The organism is Limosilactobacillus caviae, from assembly GCF_014635905.1.
Lineage (GTDB): Bacteria > Bacillota > Bacilli > Lactobacillales > Lactobacillaceae > Limosilactobacillus > Limosilactobacillus caviae.
In genome coordinates, this window is sequence record NZ_BMDS01000005.1 from 94661 (window position 1) to 121577 (window position 26917).

27 protein-coding genes and 1 other annotated feature are annotated in these 26917 nt (G+C 39.9%); of the genes, 21 read left to right on the forward strand and 6 right to left on the reverse strand.

Annotated elements, in window-relative coordinates:
- Positions 1-202 precede the first annotated feature (202 nt).
- From IEU90_RS07820 to yjeM, 3 genes are all read left to right on the forward strand, one after another.
- Positions 203-889 carry a response regulator transcription factor gene (locus tag IEU90_RS07820; protein ID WP_076459329.1) on the forward strand — a complete coding sequence of 229 codons (687 nt, stop codon included), beginning with the start codon at positions 203-205 and terminating at the stop codon, positions 887-889.
- A 12-nt stretch (positions 890-901) separates the two neighbouring features.
- A complete protein-coding gene (locus IEU90_RS07825) occupies positions 902-2377 on the forward strand; it encodes a HAMP domain-containing sensor histidine kinase (RefSeq protein ID WP_153710337.1) in 1476 nt (491 codons plus the stop codon).
- 192 nt (positions 2378-2569) lie between these two features.
- Positions 2570-4063, forward strand: coding sequence for a glutamate/gamma-aminobutyrate family transporter YjeM (gene yjeM, locus IEU90_RS07830; protein WP_188357955.1), 1494 nt, complete (start codon positions 2570-2572; stop codon positions 4061-4063).
- A 110-nt stretch (positions 4064-4173) separates the two neighbouring features.
- Here the strand turns inward: yjeM and IEU90_RS07835 are convergent, their stop codons facing one another.
- The 4 genes from IEU90_RS07835 to IEU90_RS07850 form a co-directional block, all read right to left on the reverse strand.
- Positions 4174-5493: an MATE family efflux transporter gene (locus IEU90_RS07835; RefSeq protein WP_488168359.1), complete on the reverse strand. Its 1320-nt coding sequence runs from the start codon at positions 5491-5493 to the stop codon at positions 4174-4176.
- A gap of 140 nt (positions 5494-5633) precedes the next feature.
- Entirely contained in the window at positions 5634-6044 is a 411-nt protein-coding gene (locus IEU90_RS07840; RefSeq protein ID WP_153710335.1) for a peptide deformylase, read from the reverse strand.
- A gap of 82 nt (positions 6045-6126) precedes the next feature.
- Positions 6127-7068, reverse strand: a complete 942-nt coding sequence (gene yidC / locus IEU90_RS07845) for a membrane protein insertase YidC (RefSeq protein WP_153710334.1) — start codon at positions 7066-7068, stop codon at positions 6127-6129.
- A 99-nt stretch (positions 7069-7167) separates the two neighbouring features.
- The gene (locus tag IEU90_RS07850) at positions 7168-7443 is read right to left on the reverse strand and encodes an acylphosphatase (RefSeq protein ID WP_153710333.1); all 276 of its coding nucleotides are present in this window, start codon (positions 7441-7443) and stop codon (positions 7168-7170) included.
- 98 nt (positions 7444-7541) lie between these two features.
- Here IEU90_RS07850 and IEU90_RS07855 point away from each other — a divergent pair, with 98 nt between their 5' ends.
- From IEU90_RS07855 to IEU90_RS07895, 9 genes are all read left to right on the forward strand, one after another.
- The gene (locus tag IEU90_RS07855; RefSeq protein WP_153710332.1) at positions 7542-8318 is read left to right on the forward strand and encodes a TrmH family RNA methyltransferase; all 777 of its coding nucleotides are present in this window, start codon (positions 7542-7544) and stop codon (positions 8316-8318) included.
- Positions 8319-8381: 63 nt separating this feature from the next.
- The gene (locus IEU90_RS07860) at positions 8382-8888 is read left to right on the forward strand and encodes an HD domain-containing protein (protein ID WP_153710331.1); all 507 of its coding nucleotides are present in this window, start codon (positions 8382-8384) and stop codon (positions 8886-8888) included.
- A gap of 20 nt (positions 8889-8908) precedes the next feature.
- A complete protein-coding gene (locus IEU90_RS07865) occupies positions 8909-9247 on the forward strand; it encodes a winged helix-turn-helix transcriptional regulator (RefSeq protein WP_153710330.1) in 339 nt (112 codons plus the stop codon).
- A gap of 61 nt (positions 9248-9308) precedes the next feature.
- Positions 9309-9515, forward strand: a binding site (T-box leader).
- 35 nt (positions 9516-9550) lie between these two features.
- Complete coding sequence (gene pheS, locus IEU90_RS07870) at positions 9551-10597, forward strand: phenylalanine--tRNA ligase subunit alpha (RefSeq protein WP_153710329.1); 1047 nt, start codon at positions 9551-9553, stop codon at positions 10595-10597.
- A 6-nt stretch (positions 10598-10603) separates the two neighbouring features.
- Positions 10604-13021, forward strand: a complete 2418-nt coding sequence (pheT, locus tag IEU90_RS07875) for a phenylalanine--tRNA ligase subunit beta (RefSeq protein WP_188357956.1) — start codon at positions 10604-10606, stop codon at positions 13019-13021.
- Between the two features lie 207 nt (positions 13022-13228).
- A complete protein-coding gene (locus IEU90_RS07880) occupies positions 13229-13867 on the forward strand; it encodes a C40 family peptidase (protein WP_153710327.1) in 639 nt (212 codons plus the stop codon).
- 112 nt (positions 13868-13979) lie between these two features.
- Positions 13980-14636: a uridine kinase gene (gene udk / locus IEU90_RS07885; protein WP_153710326.1), complete on the forward strand. Its 657-nt coding sequence runs from the start codon at positions 13980-13982 to the stop codon at positions 14634-14636.
- Positions 14637-14699: 63 nt separating this feature from the next.
- The gene (gene greA, locus IEU90_RS07890; RefSeq protein ID WP_153710325.1) at positions 14700-15176 is read left to right on the forward strand and encodes a transcription elongation factor GreA; all 477 of its coding nucleotides are present in this window, start codon (positions 14700-14702) and stop codon (positions 15174-15176) included.
- A gap of 121 nt (positions 15177-15297) precedes the next feature.
- Complete coding sequence (locus tag IEU90_RS07895; RefSeq protein WP_153710324.1) at positions 15298-15687, forward strand: HesB/YadR/YfhF family protein; 390 nt, start codon at positions 15298-15300, stop codon at positions 15685-15687.
- Between the two features lie 65 nt (positions 15688-15752).
- Here IEU90_RS07895 and IEU90_RS07900 read toward each other — a convergent pair whose 3' ends face one another.
- On the reverse strand, positions 15753-18368 hold the full coding sequence (locus IEU90_RS07900) for a YfhO family protein (RefSeq protein ID WP_188357957.1): 2616 nt from the start codon (positions 18366-18368) through the stop codon (positions 15753-15755).
- A 210-nt stretch (positions 18369-18578) separates the two neighbouring features.
- Between IEU90_RS07900 and IEU90_RS07905 the strand changes: the two genes are divergently transcribed.
- From IEU90_RS07905 to IEU90_RS07935, 7 genes are all read left to right on the forward strand, one after another.
- Positions 18579-20678 (forward strand): peptidoglycan D,D-transpeptidase FtsI family protein, encoded by a 2100-nt coding sequence (locus IEU90_RS07905; RefSeq protein ID WP_188357958.1) that lies wholly within the window; start codon positions 18579-18581, stop codon positions 20676-20678.
- 139 nt (positions 20679-20817) lie between these two features.
- Positions 20818-20967, forward strand: a complete 150-nt coding sequence (gene rpmG, locus IEU90_RS07910) for a 50S ribosomal protein L33 (protein WP_003664049.1) — start codon at positions 20818-20820, stop codon at positions 20965-20967.
- Between the two features lie 139 nt (positions 20968-21106).
- Positions 21107-21661 (forward strand): 5-formyltetrahydrofolate cyclo-ligase, encoded by a 555-nt coding sequence (locus IEU90_RS07915; protein WP_153710322.1) that lies wholly within the window; start codon positions 21107-21109, stop codon positions 21659-21661.
- Between the two features lie 3 nt (positions 21662-21664).
- Positions 21665-22324, forward strand: a complete 660-nt coding sequence (locus IEU90_RS07920; RefSeq protein WP_153710321.1) for a rhomboid family intramembrane serine protease — start codon at positions 21665-21667, stop codon at positions 22322-22324.
- Between the two features lie 6 nt (positions 22325-22330).
- The gene (locus IEU90_RS07925; RefSeq protein ID WP_153710320.1) at positions 22331-22570 is read left to right on the forward strand and encodes a YqgQ family protein; all 240 of its coding nucleotides are present in this window, start codon (positions 22331-22333) and stop codon (positions 22568-22570) included.
- A 23-nt stretch (positions 22571-22593) separates the two neighbouring features.
- Positions 22594-23565 carry an ROK family glucokinase gene (locus IEU90_RS07930; protein WP_153710319.1) on the forward strand — a complete coding sequence of 324 codons (972 nt, stop codon included), beginning with the start codon at positions 22594-22596 and terminating at the stop codon, positions 23563-23565.
- Positions 23566-23578: 13 nt separating this feature from the next.
- Entirely contained in the window at positions 23579-23998 is a 420-nt protein-coding gene (locus IEU90_RS07935; protein WP_153710318.1) for a rhodanese-like domain-containing protein, read from the forward strand.
- A gap of 155 nt (positions 23999-24153) precedes the next feature.
- On the opposite strand, the gene IEU90_RS07940 is transcribed toward IEU90_RS07935, so the two are convergent.
- Positions 24154-24330, reverse strand: coding sequence for a DUF3042 family protein (locus IEU90_RS07940; protein WP_003664039.1), 177 nt, complete (start codon positions 24328-24330; stop codon positions 24154-24156).
- 114 nt (positions 24331-24444) lie between these two features.
- Between IEU90_RS07940 and miaA the strand changes: the two genes are divergently transcribed.
- Entirely contained in the window at positions 24445-25368 is a 924-nt protein-coding gene (gene miaA / locus IEU90_RS07945; protein ID WP_188357959.1) for a tRNA (adenosine(37)-N6)-dimethylallyltransferase MiaA, read from the forward strand.
- Positions 25369-25537: 169 nt separating this feature from the next.
- Positions 25538-26881 carry a type I glutamate--ammonia ligase gene (gene glnA / locus IEU90_RS07950; protein ID WP_153710316.1) on the forward strand — a complete coding sequence of 448 codons (1344 nt, stop codon included), beginning with the start codon at positions 25538-25540 and terminating at the stop codon, positions 26879-26881.
- Positions 26882-26917: the final 36 nt, after the last annotated feature.

A 26917-nucleotide genomic window follows, 5' to 3' on the forward strand; every position in this document is an offset into this window, starting at 1 on the left:
AGGCGCCGGACCTAGGGTAGTTTTTTTATTTTAAAGTTTTCTAAGAATCGATGAATGAAAAATGATATAATCTAATTCCTTGTTAAATCTATATTTTTCGTATCAAGAATACTAGGGTTTATTAAAAAATTGTGATAAAATTATTGTGTTTTATTAATACGTATAACAAGTAAAAAAGATTATTATAGTAGGTGAATTATTAATGAGTCGAATTTTAATTATTGAGGACGAGGAAAACTTAGCAAACTTTGTTGAACTTGAACTAAAGCACGAAGGGTACGACACCGATGTTGAACTTGACGGTCGGGCTGGTCTTGATGCTGCTTTGAGTCAAGATTTTGATGTGATTTTGCTCGATCTGATGTTGCCTGAATTAAACGGGATTGAAGTTGCTCGGCGGGTACGTGAATTAAAAGATACGCCGATTATTATCATGACTGCTCGGGATTCTGTTATTGACCGTGTCTCTGGGTTAGACCACGGGGCAGATGATTATATTGTTAAACCATTCGCAATTGAAGAACTGCTTGCACGGGTGCGGGCGTTACTACGGCGGATCAGTATTGAAGATGGTAATAATAAAGAACACCAAACAACTGTTAACTACAAGGATTTAACAATTGAAAAAGAAAACCGGGTTGTTCGTCGAGGTGATGAAGTGATTAACTTGACGAAACGGGAATACGAACTATTATTGATCTTGATGGAAAATATCAACGTGGTCATGTCGCGGAAAGACTTATTAAGCAAGGTCTGGGGATATGATTCTAAGGTTGAAACGAATGTTGTCGATGTTTATATTCGGTACTTGCGAAACAAGATTGATCGTCCTGGTGAAAAGAGCTACATCCAGACGGTTCGTGGTACTGGATATGTAATTCGTTCATAGGAATGATTTATCATGGAGCAAAAAGATGAAAGACGGTTTATTTCACTAAAGATCAAATGGGCAGTTGGCACGGCATTAGGGTCATTAATCATCTTTTTTGTTGTCGTGATGGCATTATTTAGCGCATTTACACAAAATTTGTTTCATCAGGAGCGGCAGTTATTGAATCAAGGGATGACGAATATTAGCCGTCAGTTAGGAACCTTGAATAAACCGTTAACTAAGAAAAATGTTAGTCGTTTGATTGATCCCGACGCCGACCGATCCAATATTATAACAGGACAGGAATATCGACGGCCAGTGGTTAAAGAATTAAGCGATGGTCATTTAATTATTAATATCTATAATCCTGATGGTAAAAATATTTTGAGTACAGGTCGCTACATTAAGAAGCCATCTTTTACGACTAATCGGAATATTCATATTGCTGCTGGGCCGGCTCATGATGTACTGGTAGGGCAAATGCCAATCTATGGTCAGAGAAGCCGCCAGCTAATCGGCTATCTGCAGGTTGAAAATAATCTTGATGCTTATACGCAGAGCTATCATCGGTTAGCGTTAGTGTGTGCCTTAGCTTTGTGTTTAGTTGTTATTGCTAGTGGCCTTCTCGGATATTTCCTCTCGCTGTTTCTTTTACGGCCATTAGATGGGATTCACGATACTGTCAAAGAGATTAGTGCAGATCCTACAAAGGATGTCCGTGTACCAACTACTAACCGTAATGATGAACTAGCAGAGCTGACAACGATGTTTAATGAGATGCTTGACCGGATGCAGCGATATATTGATCAACAGTCTCAATTTGTTAGTGATGTCAGTCATGAATTACGGACACCGGTTGCCATTATTCAAGGTCATTTAGAGATGTTACAGCGGTGGGGAAAGGATGATCCTAAAGTCCTCGATGATTCAATTAAAGCAACGTTAATTGAAACGCGACGGATGAAAAATCTTGTTCAGGAAATGCTTGATTTAAGCCGGGCTGAACAAGTTGAGATTAATTTCCGCAACCAGCACACGATTGTTAATGATGTGGTTCATCAAGTCTTTAATAACTTTAAGATGCTATATCCTGACTTTACTTTCCGTCTTGATGATGACCTTAAAGAACCAATTACGGTTAATATTTATCGGGATCATCTTGAACAAGTACTTGTGATTCTATGTGATAATGCTGTTAAATATTCAACGGATGATCATAAGGAGATTCATATGATTCTATCACGGGGAATGAATACTGTTGAGATCGGGATTCAAGACTTTGGTGAAGGTATCTCACCTGAAAATGTAAAACGGGTTTTTGACCGGTTCTATCGGGTAGATAAGGCTCGTAGCCGTAAAAAAGGTGGTAATGGACTGGGACTGTCAATCGCTAAACGCCTGATTGAAGGGTATCACGGTTCTATTACGTTAGAGAGTTCAGTTGGTGCCGGTTCGCTGTTCCGAATCGTTTTACCAATTATTGAAGATCCGGAGACAAAAAAATAAAAAGACCATGTTTCTTATTAATACGTAAAAAGGGATTTCAGAGTTCGGTTTTACCGCGCTGGAGTCCTTTTTGTGTTACAAAACACTTTTATTCAATTGTCCTATAAAATAAGCGATGTTTTTTTAAGAAGGCGGTATAATGAAAGCGGATACTAAAAATATGGTGGAGATTTATTGAGGAGTTGAATTGGAGTGGCTGCTAAGGAGCAGAAAAAATTAATTACAACACCGACACTGGTGCTGATGATTATTTCAACGATATACGGTTTTGGTAATGTTTCTATTGCTTATGATCAGATGGCATATGCGGGAATGTTTTGGTACATCTTGGCAGGAGTTTGTTTCTTCTTTCCTTGCTGTTTGATGATGGCTGAATATGGTTCTGCATTTAAGGACGCTAAGGGGGGAATTTACTCTTGGTTAGCAGGATCGATTGGTGAACGGCTTGCCTTCATTGGGACATTTATTTGGCTAGCAAGCTGGGTGCTATGGCTAGTATCAAGTGCCTCTCGCCTTTGGATAACATTATCCGCACTTTTATTTGGTCATGATACTACCCAGCAATGGCATTTTTGGATTTTTAATTCAAACCAGTTAATTGGTATTTTAGCGATTCTTTTCGTTTTAGTAGTAACCCTGTTAAGTTCACAGGGAATTAATGGTATTACGAAAATTAGTTCGTTTGGCGGAGCATTTATGATTGGCATGAATGTTATTTTTATCGTCGCAAGTTTAGTTACGATTATTGCCAATAAAGGGGTAACCGCTCAGCCAATTCATGGTATTAGCAGTTTCATTGAATCGCCTAACCCAGCTTTTAAGACACCGATTGCAATTATTTCATTTGTTATTTACGCAATTTTTGCATATGGCGGAATGGAAAACCTTGGTGGGGTTACTGATAGTATGAAGGATCCAGCAAAGACATTTCCGCGTGGCTTAGTGATCGGTTCCCTATTAACAATCGGTAGTTATGTGTTGATGATCTTAATGACCGGTTTTAGCGTTAATTATGATCATGTTATTGCAAAGTCAAACGTTAATCTGGGGAACGTTACTTATGTTGTTTTTAATGAATTGGGCTATCAATTAGGTGCTTCATTAGGGTTAAGTCATGCAACCAATGTCTTTTTGGGTGTTCTGTTTACCCGGATGATTGCATTAGCAGGTTTGATGGGAATGTTAGGTGCAATGTTCCTGCTGGTCTATTCTCCTATTAAGTCCTTTATCATGGGGGCCAACCCTGAACTCTGGCCGAAAAAGATAGTAACCTTAAATAAGCACGGAATGCCGGCATATGCTATGTGGATTCAAGCTATCTTTGTATCATGCATTATTTTCTTAATAGCATTCGGGGGTTCCGCAGCTGCTAGTTTCTATCAAATTTTGACGGATATGGTTAATGTTTCGACTTGTGCACCATATATCTTCTTGGTTGGGGCATTCCCAGTCTTTCAGAAGAAAAATATCCCTCATGATTTCGTGGTATTTAAGAATCGGTTTTGGACAAATGTATTAGTTGTCTTTGTTGAAATAATCGTGTGTTTAGGGATTATCTTTACTTGTATCCAACCAATCCTAGACCATGATTTTCAAACTGCTTTCTGGACAGCATTTGGTCCGGTCTTCTTTGGTATCGTTGCTTGGGTATTTTACAATCACGCAGTTAAAAGAATTAAAGACTAAGAGGGAACGCAGCAAAAATCGATGCAGAACTAGTCTTTAGAAAGTACAAAAAAGCCTCTAGAGTTCGGTTTTACCGTGCTTTAGAGGCTTTGTTACATCCTTTTTACTCACTATGACTTATTTAATTTTTTAAGCCGTTGATAGATTATGATTCCGCCAATGCATGTGATTATTAATTCAGTAAAGGGAACGGCTGCCCATACTCCGTTAATACCTGCAATTTTAGCCAGAATAAGAATAGCTGGTAACAGGATGATATATCCGCGGAGAATGGATAAAGTAAATGATGCGCGAGCTGAACCAATCGCTGTCAAGAAGAGAATAAATAATAAATTCAATGCACTGAAGAAGACGCTTGTAAAGTAAATTGGTAGGCCAATGCTGGCATATGCAACTAGTTGATTAGAATGAGCGGTGTTAAAAATCTCAATAATCGGTAGCTTAAAAGTAATTAGGATTATAAAACTGATAGTTGCCAAAAGCAGGGTGATTACAATCCCGTTTTTTAAGGTAGTAGTGACATTCTTATACTCATGTTTGCCGAATTCTCGACTAGCAAGCGGCTGAACGCCGAGCGCTACCCCGTTAGCAATCGCTAAGACGACAATTGCAATGTTAGAGATAACGCCATAAGCAGCAACGGCATAGTTATTAGCCAGCTGTAATAAAACGTGGTTAAAGAAATAAATGCTGACACCGGTACTTAATTCATTTAATGCGGAGGCGGTTCCTAGACGGGCTGACCGGACAAGATTTTTAAGCTGGGGAATTACCCAGTGCCATTCTAGTTGTCGTCCTGCAAACTTACGGTGGAAACTTAAAACGAACAGGCTGATTGCTGGTGAAAACAATACTGCCAGTGCGGCTCCCTCTAATTTGAGACCGAGTCCAAAGATAAAGAACCAGTCGATAAGAATAACAGATAAAGTTTCTGTTAAGGTTGCCTTCATTGTTAGAGTAGGGTTCCCATCATTACGGATAAAATTAATCGCAATGTAGTTCACCATATAAAGGGGTCCGCTCCATGAAACAATCCGTAAATAAACAATTGCCATTTGACGAGTTGCATCGTCTGCACCCAGGAAATTAACTACGGGTGTCGCAAAAACGTTTAATAGGATTGCGAGAATGATTCCTAAAGTAAAGGCAAAGATAATGAGTTGACTAAATAGTGAATTTATTTTTTCAGGATGCATGACCTTATTCAATGAAAAAATTGTGGCTCCTCCAACACCGAGCAATAGACCAGTTCCGTTGAAAACATTAAATAAGGGAAGAACAAGGTTAAGGGTGGTTAGCCCTAAAGCTCCTGCAGCAATTGAAATAAATAGGGTATCAATAATAACGTACATTGACATCCCCAAGGTTGCTACTACATTTCGAATAACGTAATGCCGCACTTCCTTGGTAATTGACATTGGTGAATTCATCCTAAAACCTCCACAAAACTTGCTCCCATCCTCCCTATTGGACGCCTGTTTGAGAAGCATAGATTAAATTGTTGTAAAACCCGGCGATTTTACTATCCTTATTTCATTTATTGCTATTTTAACAAATATTCTTATTGCCGTTATATTATAATTCCATTACAATGATCAATTTCATGCTGGACAATTTCAGCAGCAAAGTCAGTTAACTTTAAGGTTTGTTCTTCCCAGTTGCGATTTTTAAATTGAACGGTGATCTGCTTATAACGCTTTGTCGGCCGGGTACCGCTTAGTGAGAGACAGCCTTCTGTAGTTTGGTAGGGCTGACTTTTAGCAGTAATCTGCGGGTTGAACATTACGATATTAAAAGGGCCGATTCGGGCGATAATCGCATTCTTATTAACTCCAATCATGTTAGCAGCCATGCCTACACATTCAGCTTGGTGGGCATTAAGCGTATCGGTAAGGTCATTTGCAAGTGAGAGGTCAGCTTTGGTTGTCGGTAGTGACTTTTTAGCAAGCAATTGTTGGTCTTTAATAATTGGTTTAATCATTTATTTCTCCTTTGAATTAAGAAAAGAGTGGGAAACAACCTTCTCGGCAAGATGGTTGCTGCCACTCCTTTCAGCTAGTTACTTATTTTTTGTGATGTTGTTGCTTTCCGGCATTACGTTGGCGATTTTGATTTGCTGGCTTTGTATCACCCTTGCGTAATTGATCGATTGCGTCCGTTGGCTTGGTTGACGCAGTTGGAGTATTAATTACTGGTGCTTTTGGCATCTTGATTGGGTTATTTTTACTTTCTTCCTCAATTTGACGTCGGATTCGTGGGCGGTAAGCATTGACCATTAAAGTTTGTAAGATGGCAAACAGTCCCCCGATAAAGAAGTAAAGACCTAATCCAGCAGAAGAGGTAATCGAAATAAAGAATGTCATAAAAGGACTCATCCAAATAGCAGCCTTCATTTGTTTTTTCTGGGCTTCTGGAACACCGACAAGACCAAGATAGCTCTGTGCCGCATATGCGATAAACGATAAAACAGCTAAAATAATACTAGGCTTACCAAGCGGAATTCCTAAGAATGTAGCATGGTATAAGTCTGGGGAATACCGGATAGCCGCATACAACGCAGCAAAAATTGGTAATTGAATCAGCAATGGGAGGCAACCGATTCCACCGGTTAAACTGATATTGTTGTCCCGATAAAGGGCCATCATTTGTTGGCTAACAGCTGCTTGCTCTTCAGGCGTTTTAGCTGCTTTTTGCTTTTCAGTTAGTTCTTTGATTAGTGGTTGAACCTTGGACATCTTTTCCTGCATAATGGTCGACTTTTTCATTTGTGAGAACATTACCGGTAAAAGAACCGTCCGTACAACTACCACAATTACAATAATCGCCCAGCCGTAGTTATTACCCATGTGACTTGCCAGCCATTCCATCAAGTGCTGCATTGGTTTAGCCATGTAGTCATAAACAAAGCCGTATGGGCGACCGCTTTTAGTAGTCCGCACACATCCGCTAAGAAGGAGAAGGATGGTAAACAGCCCACCAGCGATCGTTATTCGTTTTCGTTTCATATTAATGAATCAAACTCCCTTATGTTCTTTAAATATTATTTACGTTAATAGTACGTATTTTACTCTATTCGGGAATTGAATTCTACCGCTAATCGTGAACTAATGAGTGATTTGAAATGAGTGATGGTAGTTTTTGATGCCCCCTTGTTTGATTTTAACTTCATTAATTTTAGCGTAGGGGGTGGGACCGGCCTTAACTTTTGCGATTAGCTCATTAACGATGGCGGTAGGACCCTGGAATTCACAGTAAACGCTGCCATCATTCTTATTCATAACTATCCCTTCAACTCCGGCTTGGCGTGCCAATTGATATACACTCCAGCGAAAACCGACTCCTTGGACGCGTCCGCTGATTTTAAGATGATAATTAACCATGATTATGCTCCTTAATAAAAACTTATTATTAGTTACTAACAATTGTACATCAGGAACATGGTATAATTTAATTAACAAGAAGGAGCATGCAATTTACTATGGAACAATTAACATCGATTCACAATCAGCACGTTAAAGATTGGAAGAAACTGCAAACAAAAAAGGCGCGGCGGCAGACCGGTACATATCTATTAGATGGCTGGCATCTTGTTCAAGAAGCTTATAAAGCAGGAATAGACCTCCTTGAAGTAATTGGGACGGCTGAACAGCTAAGCGCCCATCCTGAGCTTGAGGGAATGGCTAACGCAACCTATGAAGTTACCGAAGAGATTATGAAACATATTACTGATACGGTAACGCCTCAAGGAATTGCGGCGGTTGTAGCCTTACCTGATTCACATCGTTTGCCAGCAGAGCCCCTGCATGGCGCATGGCTTTTCCTTGACCGGGTTCAAGATCCAGGAAATGTTGGGACAATGGTTCGGACAGCAGATGCCGCTGGATTTACCGGGGTAGTGGTTGGACAGCGCTCCGCTGACTTATTTGGTCCTAAGGTTGTTCGTTCGATGCAGGGGAGTCAGTTCCACTTGCAAATGTTTGAAGGCGACTTGCAAAAGTGGGTTGCTGATTTTAAGGCGGTCAATGCTCCAGTATATGGTACCCAGCTTAATCCACAAGCTAAGAACTTTCGAACGGTTGAACCAACAGAAACTTTCGCATTAATAATGGGAAATGAGGGTCAGGGGATGAGTAATGACCTTCTTAACCAGACAAGTGATAACTTGTATATTCCAATGCGCGGCGAGGCTGAGTCGCTTAATGTTGCTATCTCTGCAGGAATTCTAATGTTTCAGCTTAATCAAAATCTAGACTAAATTAATTTATTTTCTCGTCAAAATCGTGTATGATAATTGCAACAAATAGAAAAGGGGTATTACATGAAATCAAAAAATGAATGGCGCACCGATAAGGAGTATGTTTCAATTGTTGCCGACCTTTTAGAGCAGCCAGCCGTTCAAAAGCTAGCGAACTATACTCAGCATCATCACTCTACCCGCCTGCAACATTCTATTGCGGTTTCGTATGATAGCTACAAAATTGCTAAGAAAATGCATCTTGATTATCGCAGTACTGCTCGTGCGGGGCTGTTGCATGATCTCTTTTATTATGATTGGCGTACGACTAAGTTCAATCTAGGAACACATGCTTTTATTCATCCACGAGTAGCGTTGCGGAATGCGGAAAAGCTAACCCCCTTAAACAAAAAAGAAAAGGATATTATCCTTAAGCACATGTTTGGCGCAACATTGGCAGTGCCGCGTTATCCAGAGAGCTTAATTGTTTCACTTGTTGACGACTTTGAAGCGGAGCATGAGTTCTTTGGTCCATTGCGGGCAAAAATGCGCCGAAAGATTAAGAAACGTCGGATGCGAACGACTTGGTAGAGGAGAGGGAGAACTAAATTATGGAACAATTAGCAGTAGAAAAGGAACTTGATGAAGACTGTAAGCTTTGTCCAAAATTTACACGTACGTTCATGATCTTGGGGAAAAAATGGAACGGGTTAATTATTGAAGTTTTGCTTAAAAACGGCAACATGCGTTTTAAAGATATTGCCAGTAGTATCGCAAAATGCAGCGACCGGGTATTGTGTGAGCGGCTGAAGGAACTAGAGGATGAACAAATTGTTGTCCGTAATACATATGAAGGATCTAGTCGGGTAGATTATTCGTTGACTGAACGTGGTCAAGAATTACGGCCAGTTATGGAAGCAGTTCACGCATGGAGTGACAAGTGGATTTAAGTTGTTTATCTAAAATAACGCTTGACGCCCTGTAGATGATTGTCTAGAATATGTAATTGAATTAAAGGCTTTGATGAGAGCTAGTAGCTAGATGATCCTGTCAGAGAGTTGTAATTATAAGCTGAAAATTACAACCAGTGATCTAAGGTGAATTTCACTTTCGGAGCTGATACGTAATGGTATTCCGGCTAATCACCGTTATTGATTATTTGAGTGTGTAGGTTGTTACCTACAAACTAGGGTGGTACCGCGAAGCCTCGTCCCTATTTGGGATGAGGCTTTTTTAATTTAAGGAGTGAAAATATGGGACTAAGAGAGAAATTAGCCGAACTTCGTGAAGAAGGATTGCAGGATATTAAACAATCGAAGGATTTAAAACGAGTTAACGAAATTCGCGTAAAAATGCTGGGAAAGAAGGGACCTATTACTTCTGTTCTTCGCGGAATGCGTGACCTTAGTGCTGAAGAGCGTCCAAAAGTAGGACAGTTCGCTAACAAGGTTCGGGATGAGTTATCAGCAGCAATTGAAAATAAACGTGCTGAATTAGAACAAGCAGCAATGAATGCTAAGCTAGCTGCGCAAACAATTGATGTCACCCTTCCTGGAACACCAGTAGCTCAAGGGCAGCCGCATGTTATTCAACAAATCATTGACCAAGTAGTTGACCTCTTTGTATCGATGGGATATGAGGTGGCCGTTGGTGATGAAGTTGAACAAGAAGTTTACAACTTTGAAAAGCTTAATTTGCCAAAAGATCACCCAGCCCGTGATATGCAAGACACATTTTATGTTACCCCATCCGTTTTGATGCGGACCCAGACATCACCAATGCAAGCCCGAATGCTTGAAAAACATGATTTTAGCCAAGGCCCGTTAAAGATGATTTCACCAGGTAAGGTTTATCGGCGTGATACTGATGACGCAACTCATAGTCACCAGTTCCACCAAATTGAAGGGATGGTTGTTGGTAAAAATATTACAATGGCTGACCTTAAAGGAACACTTGAAGCCGTTGCCCAAAACCTTTTTGGCGACAAGCTTAAGGTCCGCTTACGTCCAAGCTACTTCCCGTTTACTGAACCATCAGTTGAAGCCGACATTACCTGCTTTAATTGTCTCGGTAAGGGGTGTGCAATTTGTAAACAAACTGGTTGGATTGAAGTCCTTGGTGCCGGTATGGTTCATCCCAACGTGCTTAAGATGTCTGGCGTTGATCCAGAAGAATATGGCGGTTTTGCCTTTGGACTCGGACCGGATCGTTTTGCAATGCTGAAATACGGTGTTGATGATATTCGTAATTTCTACCAAAATGATGTCCGCTTCCTTAACCAATTTGACCAGAAAGGATAATGTGAAATGAAAGTATCATACCAATGGCTTCAAGAATACCTTGACTTAGATATTGCCCCTCAAGATTTAGCCGAAAAAATTGCTCGTACCTCTGTTGACATTAATGATGTTTACTCATTGAGCGAAGGACTAAAAAAGATCGTTGTTGGGCAAATAGTAAAATGTGAAAACCATCCTGACTCAGACCACCTTCATGTTTGTCAGGTTGATGTTGGTGAAGAAGCACCACTTCAGATTGTATGTGGTGCCCCTAATGTTCAAGAAGGCAAAAAGGTGATTGTGGCTCTTAACGGTGCTCGAATCGCTGATAATCAAAAAATAAAGCGTGGCAAAATCCGGGGCGTGGAGTCAAACGGAATGCTATGTGCTCTTCAGGAAATCGGATTTAGCGATAAGATTGCGCCAAAAGATTATGAAGAAGGCATTTACTTCTTACCAGATGATGCTCAAAACGGTGATTCAGTAATTAAGTACTTAGGAATGGACGATACGATTATCGATACAGATGTCACGCCTAACCGTGGTGACATGCTTAGCATTTACGGAAATGTTAACGATATTGCTGCTTTTTATGGCTTAAAGCCACACTTTAAGGAAATTGCAATTAAAGAAGAAAGTGATGAAAAGACAGCCGACCTTCTTCAGTCTGAGATTACCGATACTAAGATTGCGCCAACTTATAAGCTGCGAGTAATTAAAAATGTTAAAATCGCGGAAAGTCCTCTCTGGCTTCAAATTCGCTTATGGAATAGTGGTATTCGGCCAGTAAATAATGTGGTTGATGTAACAAATTATATTCTTCTCAAATATGGTCAACCACTTCACAGCTATGACTATGATCAATTACCAGGCAAAAAATTTGATGTTCGTCATGCTAGTGAAGGTGAAAAGTTCGTAACATTAGACGGTGATGAACAGACCTTAAAGGCAAATGATATTGTTGTAACTGTTAATGACCAACCAGTTGCGCTTGCAGGAACAATGGGCGGAGAAGGGACAGCGGTGAGTGACGATACGACAACCGTTGCGCTTGAAGCTGCTGTTTTTGATCCGGTAATGGTTCGTAAACAAGCACGGCGACTAGACCTTCATAGCGAATCATCAATGCGGTTTGAACGGGGAATTAATCCGTCAACTGTTGAGACGGCATTGAATGAAGCTGCCGAGTTGATTGAGGAACTTGCTGGCGGTACGGTTACTGCAGGAATTGTTACTGGTAGTAAAGCGCCAGCGGTTGATACCCCAATTAAACTATCACTTGCCAAGATTAACCACGTTCTTGGAACCGCACTAACAATGGAGCAGGTTACTGATATCTTTGATCGTTTAGCATTTGCTTATACCGTTGATGATGACGATCAATTGACGGTAATTGCACCAGCCCGGCGTTGGGACATTAGTCTTGCTGCTGATCTTTACGAAGAAATTGCCCGGATTTACGGTTATGATAATTTACCATCTACACTGCCGACAATGACTCGTAATCGTGGAGGACTAACTCCGCGGCAACGCTTTATTCGTGCAAGTCGGCATGATCTTGAGGGGATGGGCTTAACACAAGCAATCAGTTATTCACTAACAACCGTTGAAAAAGCAAAGCAATTCCAGATCAAGCCGCTTGATGAACCAATGAAGTTAGATTTCCCAATGAGTTCTGACCATGTGGCAACCCGGATGAATATCGTCAGTGGCTTACTTAATGATATCGCCTATAACGTAGCCCGAAATGTTGATGATGTTGCCCTCTACGAAGAAGGTCGTGTCTTCTTACCGATGGGGGATGAGCGTCCAGTAGAACAAGAACACCTTGCAGCTGCTGTTACCGGTCAGATGGTAGCTAATAGTTGGAATAAGAAAGATCAACCAGTTGATTTCTTCCAATTAAAAGGGATCGTTGAACGCTACCTTAAGAACATGGGGATTGCAGGTAAAATTTCTTATGTTCCAACTAGTGACCGTCCGGAAATGCACCCTGGACGGACAGCAGACATTAAGGTAGATGATCAATTAGTTGGGTTTATTGGTCAGGTTCACCCATTAACGGCTAAAGAATACAAGATTCCTGAAACGTACGTATTCGAATTAAATCTTGAGGCGCTGCTTACGGCACCAAAAATTGAAAATGAATACACGCCTATTAGCAAGTATCCTTCAATTACCCGCGACATTGCCCTTTTAGTTGATGATAATGTAGAAAATGCAACGATTGTCGATGCAATTAAACAAAAAGGCGGTGCTTATCTTAAGGAAGTTCGCCTGTTTGACGTTTATGCCGGATCCCATCTTCCTGCAGGCAAGAAGTCACTTGCTTATACATTAACTTATCAGGATGACAATGGAACATTAACGGAAGATCAAGTAAATGCCGCCTTTGAAAAGGTTACAGCTTACTTACAAAATCAAGTCAGTGCAGAGATTCGGTAAAGAAAATATATAGAGAGTTTAGGAAAATTATTTCCTAGACTTTTTTAATTTAAAAGTGTAAATAACATCTTTTTACGTATATATAATATTAGGATCAACTATTAAGAAAGTAGATTAGTGGTTGAAGATCTTAAATTTTTCTGTTATTTTATTAATAGTTTGATAAAATTTTAAGAATATTTAATATAAAGAGGGATAAACGAAATAATGAAATCAACAACTAAAAAAATTCTCGCATCGTCGTTAGGAGTAGCTGGTGCAATGGCAATGGGAACAGTAACTGCTAAGGCTGATACGACTGTTACAGTCAGTGCTGGCGATAATTTGAATGGGATTGCGCAAAAGTATAATGTTAGTGCAGACGATATTGCAACCGCTAATCACCTGCAAAATAAAGAACTGATTTTTGCGGGTCAAAAATTAACAATCCCCACTAAAGACAAAAATGATGCATCTGCTAATAATGAGGTCAAAAAAGATCAAACCAATAAGAGTAGTCAAAGTTTGCAGGATTCTGTTAATAAGGCAATGTCTTATTTAGGAACTCCTTATGTTTGGGGCGGTAATAAGCCAGGTGGTTTTGATTGTTCCGGTTTAGTTCAGTATTGCTACGGTATTCCTCAACGGACAACATATGAACAACAAGCATTGGGACCGCATATTCACGATAACGTCTTAAATGCCCCATATGGCGCGCTTGTTTTTTACGGTTCTGATGATGCTCCATATCACGTAGCCATTTCTCTTGGCGACGGCCGAATCATCCAGGCACCGAATGAAAATGAAACGGTTAAAATTACCGATCAGCAATACTTCCCTGGCAATTACTATGTCGTTATGCACTAATTTTTCTTTTCATCCAGCTTTTTAATAATTTAAATCAGTAATTATCTTGCGCATCGTAAAGGAGTGCTATATACTATTTCAGATTAGAAAGTTTAATGAGGGAGACGGATTGATGAGTATTCAACAGAAGAAGCGACCAGTAGTCATTGGTGTTACGGGTGGTTCCGGTAGCGGAAAGACAACAGTAAGTAATAAGATTTACGATCAATTGCATGGGCAGGCAATTCAGATTATTAATCAGGATACTTACTATAACGATCAGGCGGATATGACAATGGATGAGCGTAAGGCGGTAAACTATGATCATCCTCTTTCGTTTGATACTGATCTTTTAATCAAACAGCTTACGGATTTGCGGAGTAACAAGGCTATTGAGATGCCGGTGTATGACTATACGCAATACACACGTTCAGATAAGACCGTCCATGTAGAACCGACCGATGTAATTATTTTAGAAGGAATTTTGATTCTTGACGATGAACGGTTGCGGGATTTAATGGATATTAAGGTTTACGTTGATACGGATGATGATATTCGGATTATTCGCCGGATTCAGCGTGATATGGTAGAACGTGGCCGGTCGCTTGATTCAATTATTACTCAGTACTTGGCTACGGTTAAGCCGATGTACCATCAGTTTGTCGAACCAACTAAGCGCTATGCTGACATTATTGTGCCAGAGGGTGGCGAAAACCAGGTTGCAATTGACTTACTATCTACAAAGATTCGCGATATTTTAGTAAAACGTGGACACACGGAATTGCGATAGGTATTTACAAGCTAAAGCAGAAATGGTAATGTTGCACTGGATAAATTATGAGGAGTGTTTATAATGGCTGAAGAAAAAACTTTTCCAATGACCCTTGAAGGGAAGAAAAAGCTTGAGGATGAACTTGAAGAATATCGCTTGAAGCGTCGACCTGAAGTTATCAAGCGAATAAAGATTGCTCGTAGTTATGGTGATTTGTCTGAAAATTCCGAATACGAGTCAGCGAAGGATGAGCAGGCAATGGTTGAAAGCCGGATTGCTCAGATTGAAAACATGCTTCAATACGCTGAAATTATTGACAACGAGGATGTCGATAAGGATGAAGTATCCATGGGACGGACAATTACTATTCAAGAATTACCAGACGAAGAACCAGAAGAATACCAAATCGTTGGTGAATCTGAATCTGATCCATTCAATGGTAAAATTTCTAACGAATCGCCAATGGCAAAGGGACTATTGGGTCACAAGGTCGGCGAAGTAGTCGAAGTTGAAGTTCCTAATGGTACACTCAAATTAAAGATTATTAAGGTTGACTAAAGGTTAATAATGAGGGGTTAGATAACATATCTAGCTCCTTTTTATTGTGGTCGTTGGTATTGCTTATTTACTATGTTATAGTAAATAAGCAATACCAATAGACAAAAAGGATGAATTGAATATGAAATTAATTATTACAGACAGTGCAAGCCAATGGTTTCGTAATGAAATGGGACTACAGCCGGGCAACGGTATTAAATTTTATGGTAAAACATATGGTCAAACAGAGGTTCATCATGGCTTTTCACAAGGCTTTACCCGTGAAGATCGGCCGGTTGACCCAATTTTGGAAGTAGAGAAGGATGGTATTAATTATCATATTAATTCGCTAGATGATTGGTTCTTCAAGGATCTTGTAACTACTGTTGACTATGATGAAAAGGAAGATGGACCGGTATTTCATTTCAAACACGAAAATGATGATACCCCAGATGTAGCCGGGATTATTCATGATGAAGATGACCACCCTGATAATAAGGCAGATGCTTCTACTGGAGCTTCTCAACACTAATAATAAATAAAACAAAGATCTTTAGCATTATTGCCAAACTGGCTAAATACTAAAGATCTTTATTTTTAATCAAATAGTGACTTTTGCTGATGCTGTTTTTTTACCCACCAACCAGTTGTTCCTAAGCTTATTACTGTAATTATTAAGCCAAGAATAAGAAGTGGCGGTCGATAGTAAAACTCAACGTGATGTCTTCCGGGTGTCATCGGAACAGCCATGAAAGTATTAAGGACCGTTCGGGTAGTAGCAGTTTTGCCGTCGACCTTAACATGCCACCCTTTTGATGCTGGGATTGTCGTCATCAATACACGCTGTTTCTGGTGAAGAGTTACAGTTCCGGATATTCGATTACTGCTATATGATGTAATTTTAAGTGGTGACTTTTGGAGTGTCCTTAGACTAGCAATAAATGGTCGTTGTTTTAACTGATAAATACTTACATTTTGCATCCATAAAGTAGCCTTTTTTAGCTGGAGATTAATAACAACTTTTTTCCCTTTTTGATCATGAGCCGCGTTAATAACGACTGTATTACGAAAAGTATCGTATTGGGTGAAATGTTTATTATTCATCGTAATTGTTGCGTCTTCTTCTACATTTGGACCTAAAGTTAAATAGTAGGAGTCATTAGTTGGCGGTATAAATTCAAGCTGAACAGAGGCTGGTTTTAGCAGGTTCTGTTTTCGGAAAATGGTTCCAGTAATCTGTTTGGCGGTCTGAACATTATTAAATTTAACTGAGCTAAAATTTTGGACTGCAAACAATGAATGAAAAGTTGGTCGCCCTGCTAATGTTTGAAAGATTTGCGACTGATAATTAAGCGGGTCCATTGTGGAGCGTTGAAGGTTAAGAATCGCTGCGTTAGCGCCAAAAGCAATTGGCAGTGCATGTGAATTTTCACGAAGGTTAACGGCAGGAGTGGTATTAACAAGGGGATAGCTATACCAATCAGGACGGTATCCTGATAGTGGTAAATTTTTGCCAGCAGAAGTGTTGCGGGCGCTCATGGTGTATTTATAGCCAAGAAGCGCATCACTTACTGGGGTCCCGTTGCTGTAAGTGATAAAGCCATCGCCATCCGGTTGACCGATTGCACCCATGAAAGCAGGAATAGGCGGCTCCAAAGTTGAACCAAAGTGATCGCCGGAATTGAAGTCTGCTTGAAAAGGATCATCTTTAGTCCGCATGAATGTTTTTGCTACCCGATAGAAGCCATCATCATTCTTTTTAAGCTTATTAACTGCCTTATCAAGGGCAACCGTATAGTTACCAAATTCGGATTGAGAAACATATGAAATTTTATTCAAGGCGGTATAACCGCTCATCGCAATATCGCAAACTGCAAGGAGAACTAATAGTGCGTCATATAATCGTGGTGAATTAGTGCGGGGGATGCAGAGACAGCACACAGCAATCAATGCAAAACATAAACCAATATTTCGCTGATTGCTATTGATGTAGGAAAGATTGAGCGTTCCGACATACCAGTAAATTGCAATAATTAGGATCGTCAAAATGACAGCACTGCGCCTTTTTATCTTAAAGTCAGGTTGAATTACCTTGGCAGCAAGATAGATACACCAGAAAGAAAAGAGATAGGAAAAACGGTAAGGGTACCAGACAGGAAATTGTCCTGCATGCCATAAAAGATCAAGTGGTTCGTAGCAGAATGAGAGAATAAAGAAAATTGAAATTCCAGCCCCGATAAGCCGCCGCCGAAGGTCAAAACGCGTATCGAAGAAGTACAGACATGCACCCAGCATCAGCAGCATTCCGATATAAATATTAGGCTGACCACTAGGCATTTGATTGAAATTAAAGGATCCGGGAACAAGCTTACCAAGCATCTTAGGCACAAAGTACTCAAAACGGCTATGAATTTTGGCTTCAGTGTAGGTACCCTTGCTTTGCATTAACGCATAGAATGTTGGCAATAAAATAACTGCTGAAATACCGGCGGCGAGAAGAGAACCGCCCAAGTAGCGGAGAAAAGTAACTCCCCGATGCCGCCAGTTTGCTAGTGCTGGTGTTTGCCATAAGAAGAATAGCAAGGTAAAGATTGCAATCATCCACCCCATATAGTAATTATCAATCAGCATTACAGCCAACCAGCTAATATATGTTCCGACTTTGTGCTGATAAATTAGTTTAAGTAATCCCCATATAATTAATGGCAAAATGATCAAAGCATCTTGCCAGATCATATTCAACTGGTTGGCAATCATCCAGCCGTTCATTGAATAAACAGTACTAAATGCTAAGATCCGCCATCCCTGTTGCAGCTTTGTCTTTTGTAATAACCAGGCAAAGCTTAAGCCCGCAAGACCATAGCGGACAAGGGTGACAATTGTGATCCCGGTTGCAAGATGTTGACCAGGGAAAAATAATAAAATTAGATTTAGCGGACTCAATAAGTAATATGCATTGGTACCAAACATCTCACCACCCAATCCTTTGCTAAATGAATAAAAGAAACTGCTTGGATGATGGAGCAGGGTATTTCTGAGATAGCTAAAAAAATCGACATATTGCTGACCAAGGTCAACAGTTAGCAAGCTGCTTTTGCCAAAAGGAGTCATTTGACGGTATGCAAAATAGCAGGCCATCAAAATAACAGGCAATAAGAAACTTGTAATTAAAATTTTGTGTCGATATAAGCGATGATGTTGATATAAAAACACAGCAAATTTCTCCTTCTTCTCAATTAAATAAACACATCCACACTATCATATCCTGTTTCAAAATGATATTCATTACTATTGTTCATTAAATTTCATTAAATCATTGGAATAAATTCTTCATTTCTTATAAAATAAAGAGTATTATTTTCACGTTAGTAGTGGTAATTATCTGTTAAGGCAGGTAATTTTTGTTAAAATAGATTCACTACGATGAAGGAGAATTATAAAACTGTGAAATTTTTTGATCGAATAATGAACTTATTTGGTTCACGCACCAAAAAGCGTCAAAATGCGCAGTCAATTATTCCATTTCGGCTAAATATGCTGCTATGGATTGTTGGTATCTTACTGTTAGCGTTAACTATTCGACTGTTTTACCTTCAAGTTCTGCAGGGAACATCATTCAAAGCGGAGGTCAAGCGATCAGATACAACAACGCAGACTAATAATGTGCAGCGAGGGATGATTTATGATTCGCAAGGGAATGTCCTTGTTGGTAACCAAACTCATCAGGCTATTACATATACTAAAGGAGCAAATGTGACTAGTGATGAGCTTTATCGAATCGCTAATCTTTTAGGAAGGTATGTTTCTGTTTCTAACAAAAATTCACGCTTAACTGATCGAAATGAGGAGGATTACTACCTCGCTGATAAGGGACGGCTTAAGAGTGTTTTAAAACATGTAAAGACATCATCTGATGATTCAGAAGATACCAAGTACAATAAAGCTCTTAAATATTTGAGCGATCATCCTGATTCATGGGAGCTTACAGACCAGCAAAAGAATAACGCACGGATTTACGCTGCAATGAGCGGTGCCTACTCGCTTTCGACTACTTATATTAAGGAGACTGGGGTGAGTGCTAAGGAGCTGGCCGCTGTCGGTGAACACTTAAATGAGATGCCGGGGGTAAAGATCGGGACATCCTGGACACGGAACTATCCACAGGGGACGGATATCCAGTCATTAACAGGTACCGTATCAACTACTGGTTTGCCGAGTGATGAAGTTAATTCATTACTTGCTCAGGGTTATTCACGAAATGATAGTGTCGGACAAAGCTACCTTGAAAAGCAGTTCCAATCAACACTGGCTGGCTCAAAGTCACAGACCGAAGTTACTACTAATGGAAATGACGTAACGAAGGAAAAGACTAAGTATCCTGGTAAAAAGGGTGATAACCTTGTATTAACGATTAATTCCAAGTTCCAAAAAAAGGTTCAATCAATTCTGAAAAATAATTACGCAGCCGCTGGAAATCAGTATTCAACTGGGGTCTATGCAGTAGTAATGAATCCTAACACAGGTGCTATCTACGCGATGGCCGGAATTGATCGTGATCCGGAAACCGGTAAAGAGACTCCTGACGAGATCGGTGCTATTAACCACCCAATTACCATGGGATCGGTTGTAAAGCCGGCGATGGTGATGGGGGCCTTGATGGACGGTGTTATAACACCAACAAATAATACTTTAACGGATATGCCGATTAAGCTTGCTGGTACTTCATCAAAGGGATCATGGTTTAACCATGGCGGCTCAGCTAATATGGCAGTCAATGCGGCGACTGCCCTAGAGGTTTCCTCTAACTCTTACATGATGCAACTCTTAATGAAAGAGGGAGGAATGAAGTATTCGCCAAATGCGCAAATCACAATGAAGCCAAGTATTTTTGCTAAAGCACGAGGATACTTCAACATGTTTGGTCTCGGTGTAAAAACTGGAATTGATTTACCGGGTGAGACAAGCGGATATACAGGACCCGCTGACCAAAAGCACATCGGTTCAGCATTGGACCTGTCGTATGGTAACTATGATGGGTATACTTTAATTCAGCTTGCTCAGTATATGTCAACGATTGCTAACGGTGGTAACCGGATGCGGCCATACATTGTTAAAGAAATTCGGGGTACTAAGGCTAATGGTGAGCTTGGGCCGGTTGAATACACGACAAAGCCACAGGTACAGTTAACGATTCCTGCATCTAAAGCAGACTTTGATGTTGTTAAACAAGGTCTTTACCAAGTGGTGCATGGTTCTAACCGCTACATTACTGGTAAAGCGCTGGCAACCGTTAAGCCATCGGTATCTGGTAAAACCGGGACTGCCGAAACTTATTACAAGTCACATTCGACAACGACAATAAGTTTTGCCGGATATGCTCCTTCTAATAATCCACAGGTAGTAGTTGCATTAGCAATTCCGGGAGCATCTAATTCAGACGGTGGTGCTAACCTAACAATGGCAAAACAAATCTTTGAGGCATATTGGAAGACAGTTCAAAGTCCTAAAGGTTTAGGTGATTGATCTAAACTGTCAAGGAAATTTCCTTAACAAACTTTGATAAATTACTAGCCAAATAGAAAAATAAATGATATAGTTGTACGAGTTAGGGTTACGAAAAATAACCACGTTAAATAAAAGTAATAGTTTGGAGGTCAAAATAATGCGTGTCAACATTACACTTGAATGTACTTCATGCCACGAACGGACTTACTTAACTAGCAAGAACCGTCGTCACAACCCAGATCGTCTTGAATTAAACAAGTACTGTCCACGGGAACAAAAGGTTACATTACATCGGGAAACCAAGTAATGACTAAAATAAAAAGAGCTGGGGAACCAGCTCTTTTTATTTATTTTTATAAAAAAACGCTTGCATAAATACGCACAAGCGGTGATAATAAAGTCTGATACCGTTTGTTATTTCACTATAAAGGAGCGGTCATAACATAATGGCTTATTCAAAAAAAGAATTACGGCAAGCATATATTGCACGCCTTCAACAATTGGACTTGAAAACCCGTCTGCATGAGGAACGGCGATTAGCATCTCTGCTATACGATCAGCCGGAATGGTTGAATGCAAAGACGATTGCAGTTACTTTAAGTCAGTCTTTTGAGATTGATACTGCACCGATTATCCTTCATGCGCGACATAAGGGACAGCAAATTGTCGTTCCGCGGACTTTACCGCACCGCCAAATGGAATTTGTCGAATTAAATGAAGATACGGATTTTGATGAGACGACATTTGGGGTGTTAGAGCCCCACGAAGGTAAAGTTTATTCTCCTGATGAGATTGACTTAATGGTTGTACCAGGAGTAGCATTTACAGCTTCTGGTAAACGTATTGGTTTTGGTGGTGGCTATTATGATCGGTATCTTCAAAAGTATGATGGTCCAACTGTTTCCATGGCATTAACGACTCAGTTAGCTGAGGAAACCGAGTGGACTCCAGAAGAACATGATCAGCAGATAGATAAAGTATTGTATTTGCCGGAGATATAAAAGATGCGGACGCAGGGACTTAGGCTAGCGCCAGTAACGCTTACCTTAATAGTTTTTCAAGTACTTGTTTATTGCTGGTTAGTCTATGCAGGCGGTTCAACCAATACGACGGTTTTACTTAATAATGGTGCGCGAAGTACTGCATTAATCAGGGATGGACAATGGTGGCGTTTGATATCACCTGTGTTTCTCCATGTTGGACTATCGCATTTGGTTGTTAATAGTGTGACACTTTTATACATTGGGCGTTATATTGAAGAGTTCTTTGGCCACTGGCGGATGGTTATAATATACTTTGTAAGTGCGATTTTTGGTAACCTAGTAAGTGCCGTTTTAATGCCTTCAACGGTTTCGGCAGGAGCTAGTACAGCTATCTTCGGACTTTTCGGCTCGTTTTTGATGCTTGGTGTTTGCTTTCATCATAACGTTATTGTTCGTGTCCTAAGTCGTACCTTTTTGCTATTTGTCGTCCTTAACATTGTAATGGATATCTTTATATCAGGTGTTGACCTAGCCGGACACATTGGCGGGCTATTTGGCGGATTTTTCATTGCATTTGTTGTTGGAGCGCCGCTATTAGGAAATGTTGACTTGCTAAAGCGTTTTCTAAGTGGCACTATATTAACTGTGAGTTTGATAATTTTAACTCTAGAATTGAAGTGATAATTTATGGCAGTCACCTCACGAGAATACCGCACACTATATGATGTTCAACAATTACTCAAAGAATTTAATATCTTTGTGTATGTTGGTAAACGATTGTATGATATTGAATTAATGGCAATTGAGTTAGATAATCTTTATCAATCCGGAGTCGTTGACAATTCAACATATACAAAAGCAAAGATTGTTTTGCGTAAAGAGCATCGTGAAGAACAAACGAGAATTAAAAGGGGTAAATTATACTAAAATTACCCAAGAAAGGAATCATTATGGCTAAGAAATTAATTGGTGTTGACCTTGGTGGTACTACTATCAAGTTTGCAATTTTAACGGAGAATGGTGAAATCCAACAAAAGTGGTCATTACGGACCAATATTTTGGATGATGGTTCACATATCGTGCCGGACATCATCGACTCAATTAATCACCACCTTGATTTATACAAGATGACTCGCGATCAGTTTATTGGAATTGGAATGGGTACTCCCGGAACAATTGACCGTGAAAAAGGAACAGTTATCGGTGCTTACAACTTAAACTGGAAGACAACTCAAAATGTTAAGGAACAAATTGAACAGGGTACTGGAATGCAATTTGCTCTTGATAACGATGCTAACGTTGCTGCCCTTGGTGAACGCTGGAAAGGTGCCGGTAACGAGGGTGATGATGTTGCCTTTATGACACTAGGTACTGGTGTTGGTGGAGGACTTATCTCTAATGGTAAGCTTATCCACGGGGTAGTTGGTGCCGGTGGTGAAGTTGGTCACATGATTGTTAAGCCGGATGGATACCTTTGTACTTGTGGAAACCACGGATGCCTTGAACAATATGCTTCAGCAACTGGGATTGTTCATATTGCTCAAGACAAGGCCGAAGAATATGAAGGTAACAGTCGCTTAAAGGCAATGATTGACAATGGTGACGAGATCACTGCTAAGATTGTTTTCGACCTTGCTAAGGAAAATGATTACCTTGCAAATACTGTTGTTGATGAAGTATGTTTCTACCTTGGCTTAGCATCTGCAAACTTAAGTAATGCACTAAATCCTGAATACCTTGTTATTGGTGGAGGAGTTTCTGCAGCAGGTGAATTCCTTTTGAAGCGGGTAAAGCAAAACTTTGAAAAATTCGCTTTCCCAACTGTACGGACTTCAACTCAATTGAAATTAGCTGAATTAGGTAATGATGCTGGTGTTATTGGTGCAGCTTCATTAGCTCGTCAGTTTGTAAATGAAGATTAATTTATAAGGGGAAATGATATTGGTACTTGGAGTTAGTTCTGGTTTGATGATTCTTAATGCAGTAATTTTAATCATCTTGCTAGTATGGATTTTTAGTTGGGCATTTCAGACCTATCGTCGTAAAAGATATGCAACCGTTCTTAGTCAAGACGACTTTAAGAATGGAATGCGAAAAGCACAAGTAATTGATTTACGACAAGAAAATGACTTTAAGCAAGGGCATATTTTAGGCGCACGCAACCTGCCTTATCCATATCTTCGTCAACAATATGGTGAATTACGGAAAGACTTGCCAATTTACTTGTATGATGAAGGGATGACATTGAGTACCCAAGCTGTTGCGTTTTTAGGTAAGCATGGGTACAATCACCTTTATATCCTAAAAGATGGGTACCGTGCGTGGGATGGTAAGACTAAAAAGTCCAAGTATTAGGAAATAGGCAAAAGTCTGTTAACTTTTTTCCAATCCTCGCAAAGATGGCAGGATGTTTTGAATAAGCATCTATACCCAATTTCTTGCAAAAATAACCACAAAAAAAGAGCTAGAAATTTAGATTTCCGGCTCTTTTTTCGCATGTAGCTTGTAAATTAAAGTTGGTGTGCGGAACGACCCTTACGGATAGCTGCGCGACGGTTTTGGTCAAACTTTTCTTCCTCTTCTTCGGCTGGCTTAATAACAGTTTTATGGAAAGTAAGAACCCCGCTAGCAATAGCAGCAACAGTTGCCAAGCTACCAACTAAAATACCCTTTGCTAATTGTTTCATAACATAAAACCTCCTCGAATTTATAGGTTACCTCCATTATGCAAGAATTAATGGCGTTTTACCAGTAAGAAGGACAAGTTTTAGCATAAAATTTATAAAAATTGGAGAGTCAATATGAGTAAAGTAATCGGAATTGTCGGCCCGACCGCTGTAGGTAAAACGGCACTGTCAATAAAACTAGCGCATGAATTTGATGGTGAAGTGATTTCAGGTGATTCGATGCAGGTTTATCGACATCTTGATATAGGAACTGCTAAAGTCACTCCGAAAGAGATGGATGGTATTCCCCATCATTTAATTAACATTTGTGATATTGATGAACGCTTTTCGGCTGCTCGCTTTAAGCAACTTGCAGACCAAAAAATAGTTGAGATCACTAATCGTAAACACCTGCCTATTATTGCAGGGGGGACGGGCTTTTATCTGCAAACGTTAACGGATAATCTTGCACTTGGCAGTGATAAATTCGACCAAGAAACGCTTGACATCCGAAATAAATGGAAAAAGATAGCTAATGAAAAGGGCGCTGAATATGTTTGGCAACAATTAAATAAACAAGACCCTATTGCTAGTGAACAAATTCCAAAAGCTAATATGCGGCGAGTTATTCGGGCGCTAGAGGTAATTCAAAAGACAGGACAGTTGTTTTCAAACCAGCCACAGTACCAAGCGACAAATGATTTTCTTTTAATCGGTCTTACAACAGATCGCCCAGTGTTATATGACCGAATTAATAAACGAGTTGATTTAATGGTTCATAATGGATTGCTGGATGAAGCAAAATGGCTATTTGATCATGGGGGAGAAAACCTTCCAGCTGGTAAAGGAATTGGTTATCATGAACTATTTCCTTATTTTCATGGCGAAATTACCCTTGATGAGGCAGTTGAAAAAATTAAGCAGGATTCACGCCACTACGCAAAGCGACAACTAACATGGTTTAGAAATAAGGCTGATACGCATTGGTTTGATATTTTGAGCCATCCGGATGACATTAATCAAATTAAGCAATTTATAAAAGATTGGTTAAAAAAATAAAGCATGAGAGAAGAGATTTTTTTAATTAATATAAAGCATTCAAATAGAATTGACTTATGGGCTCGCTATTGTTATTCTAAGTCACAGTGTTAAGGAGAGAAGCAGAATTTAGGTGAATTGGTATAGTCAGCTATTTCTGTTTTGATTGTATGAAAGGGAATGAAATTTTATGGGTAAACACGTATTTACAAAAGATGAAGTTCGCCAAATGGTAAAGGATGAAGATATCCATTTCTTACGAGTTATGTTTACTGACTTGTTGGGAACGATTAAAAGTGTTGATTTGCCAGTTAGTCAGTTAGATAAGCTAATGGATAATAAGATTATGTTTGATGGTTCTTCAATTGATGGATTCGTACGGATTGAAGAAAGTGACATGTATCTTTATCCGGATATGTCCACTTGGCTTGCATTCCCTTGGGGTGCTGAACATGGTAAGGTTGCACGAGTAATCTGCAGTGTTTACAAGACTGATGGTACTCCATTTGAAGGTGACCCTCGGAATAACTTAAAGCGTGTTCTTGAAGATATGCGGAAGATGGGCTTTAAAGACTTTAACATCGGTCCTGAACCAGAATTTTTCCTTTTCAAGACTGATGATAAGGGGAATCCGACTACAAACCTTAATGATAAGGAAAACTACTTTGATATGGAACCAGCTGATCCGGGTGAAGACTGTCGGCGTGATATTGTTCTTGCACTTGAAAAGATGGGCTTTGACGTTGAAGCTGCTCACCATGAAGTTGCTCCTGGTCAGCATGAAGTTGACTTTAAATATTCAGATGCCCTCGAGGCTGCTGATAATATTCAAACATTTAAGTTTGTGGTTAAGACGATTGCTAAGAACTATGGCTTCCATGCTACGTTTATGCCTAAGCCGCTGTCAGGCATTAATGGTTCTGGAATGCACCTTAACATGTCATTATTTAAAAAAGATGGCAGCAATGCATTCTTTGACGAAAATGATAAAGATCAGCTTTCATCAACTGCTTATCATTTCTTGGGCGGTTTGATGAAACATGCCCGAAGCTATACGGCAATCTGCAACCCAATTGTTAACTCCTACAAGCGATTAGTTCCTGGTTACGAAGCACCTGTTTATGTTGCATGGTCGACATCTAACCGGTCACCACTTGTACGGATTCCAAGTGATCGGGGAATGGGAACCCGATTAGAATTACGATCTGCTGATCCATCAGCAAATCCTTATCTCGCAATTGCTGCTGTTCTTGAGGCTGGTCTTGATGGTTTACGTAATAACTTACCACCAATTCATAATGTTGATGAAAACATCTACACAATGACGAAGGAAGAACGGGCTGAAAAAGATATCCGTGATTTACCTGATACCTTACACAATGCATTGAAGTCATTAGCAACTGATGAGGTTGTGAAGGGATCAATGGGTGAACACCTGTATCATAGCTTCATGGAGGCCAAGACCCGCGAATACGCTTCTTATCGTCAACATGTTTCTGATTGGGAACGCCAACATTATATGGAACAATACTAATAACTGGATAATTAAAAAAACACTTATGCAAAATTA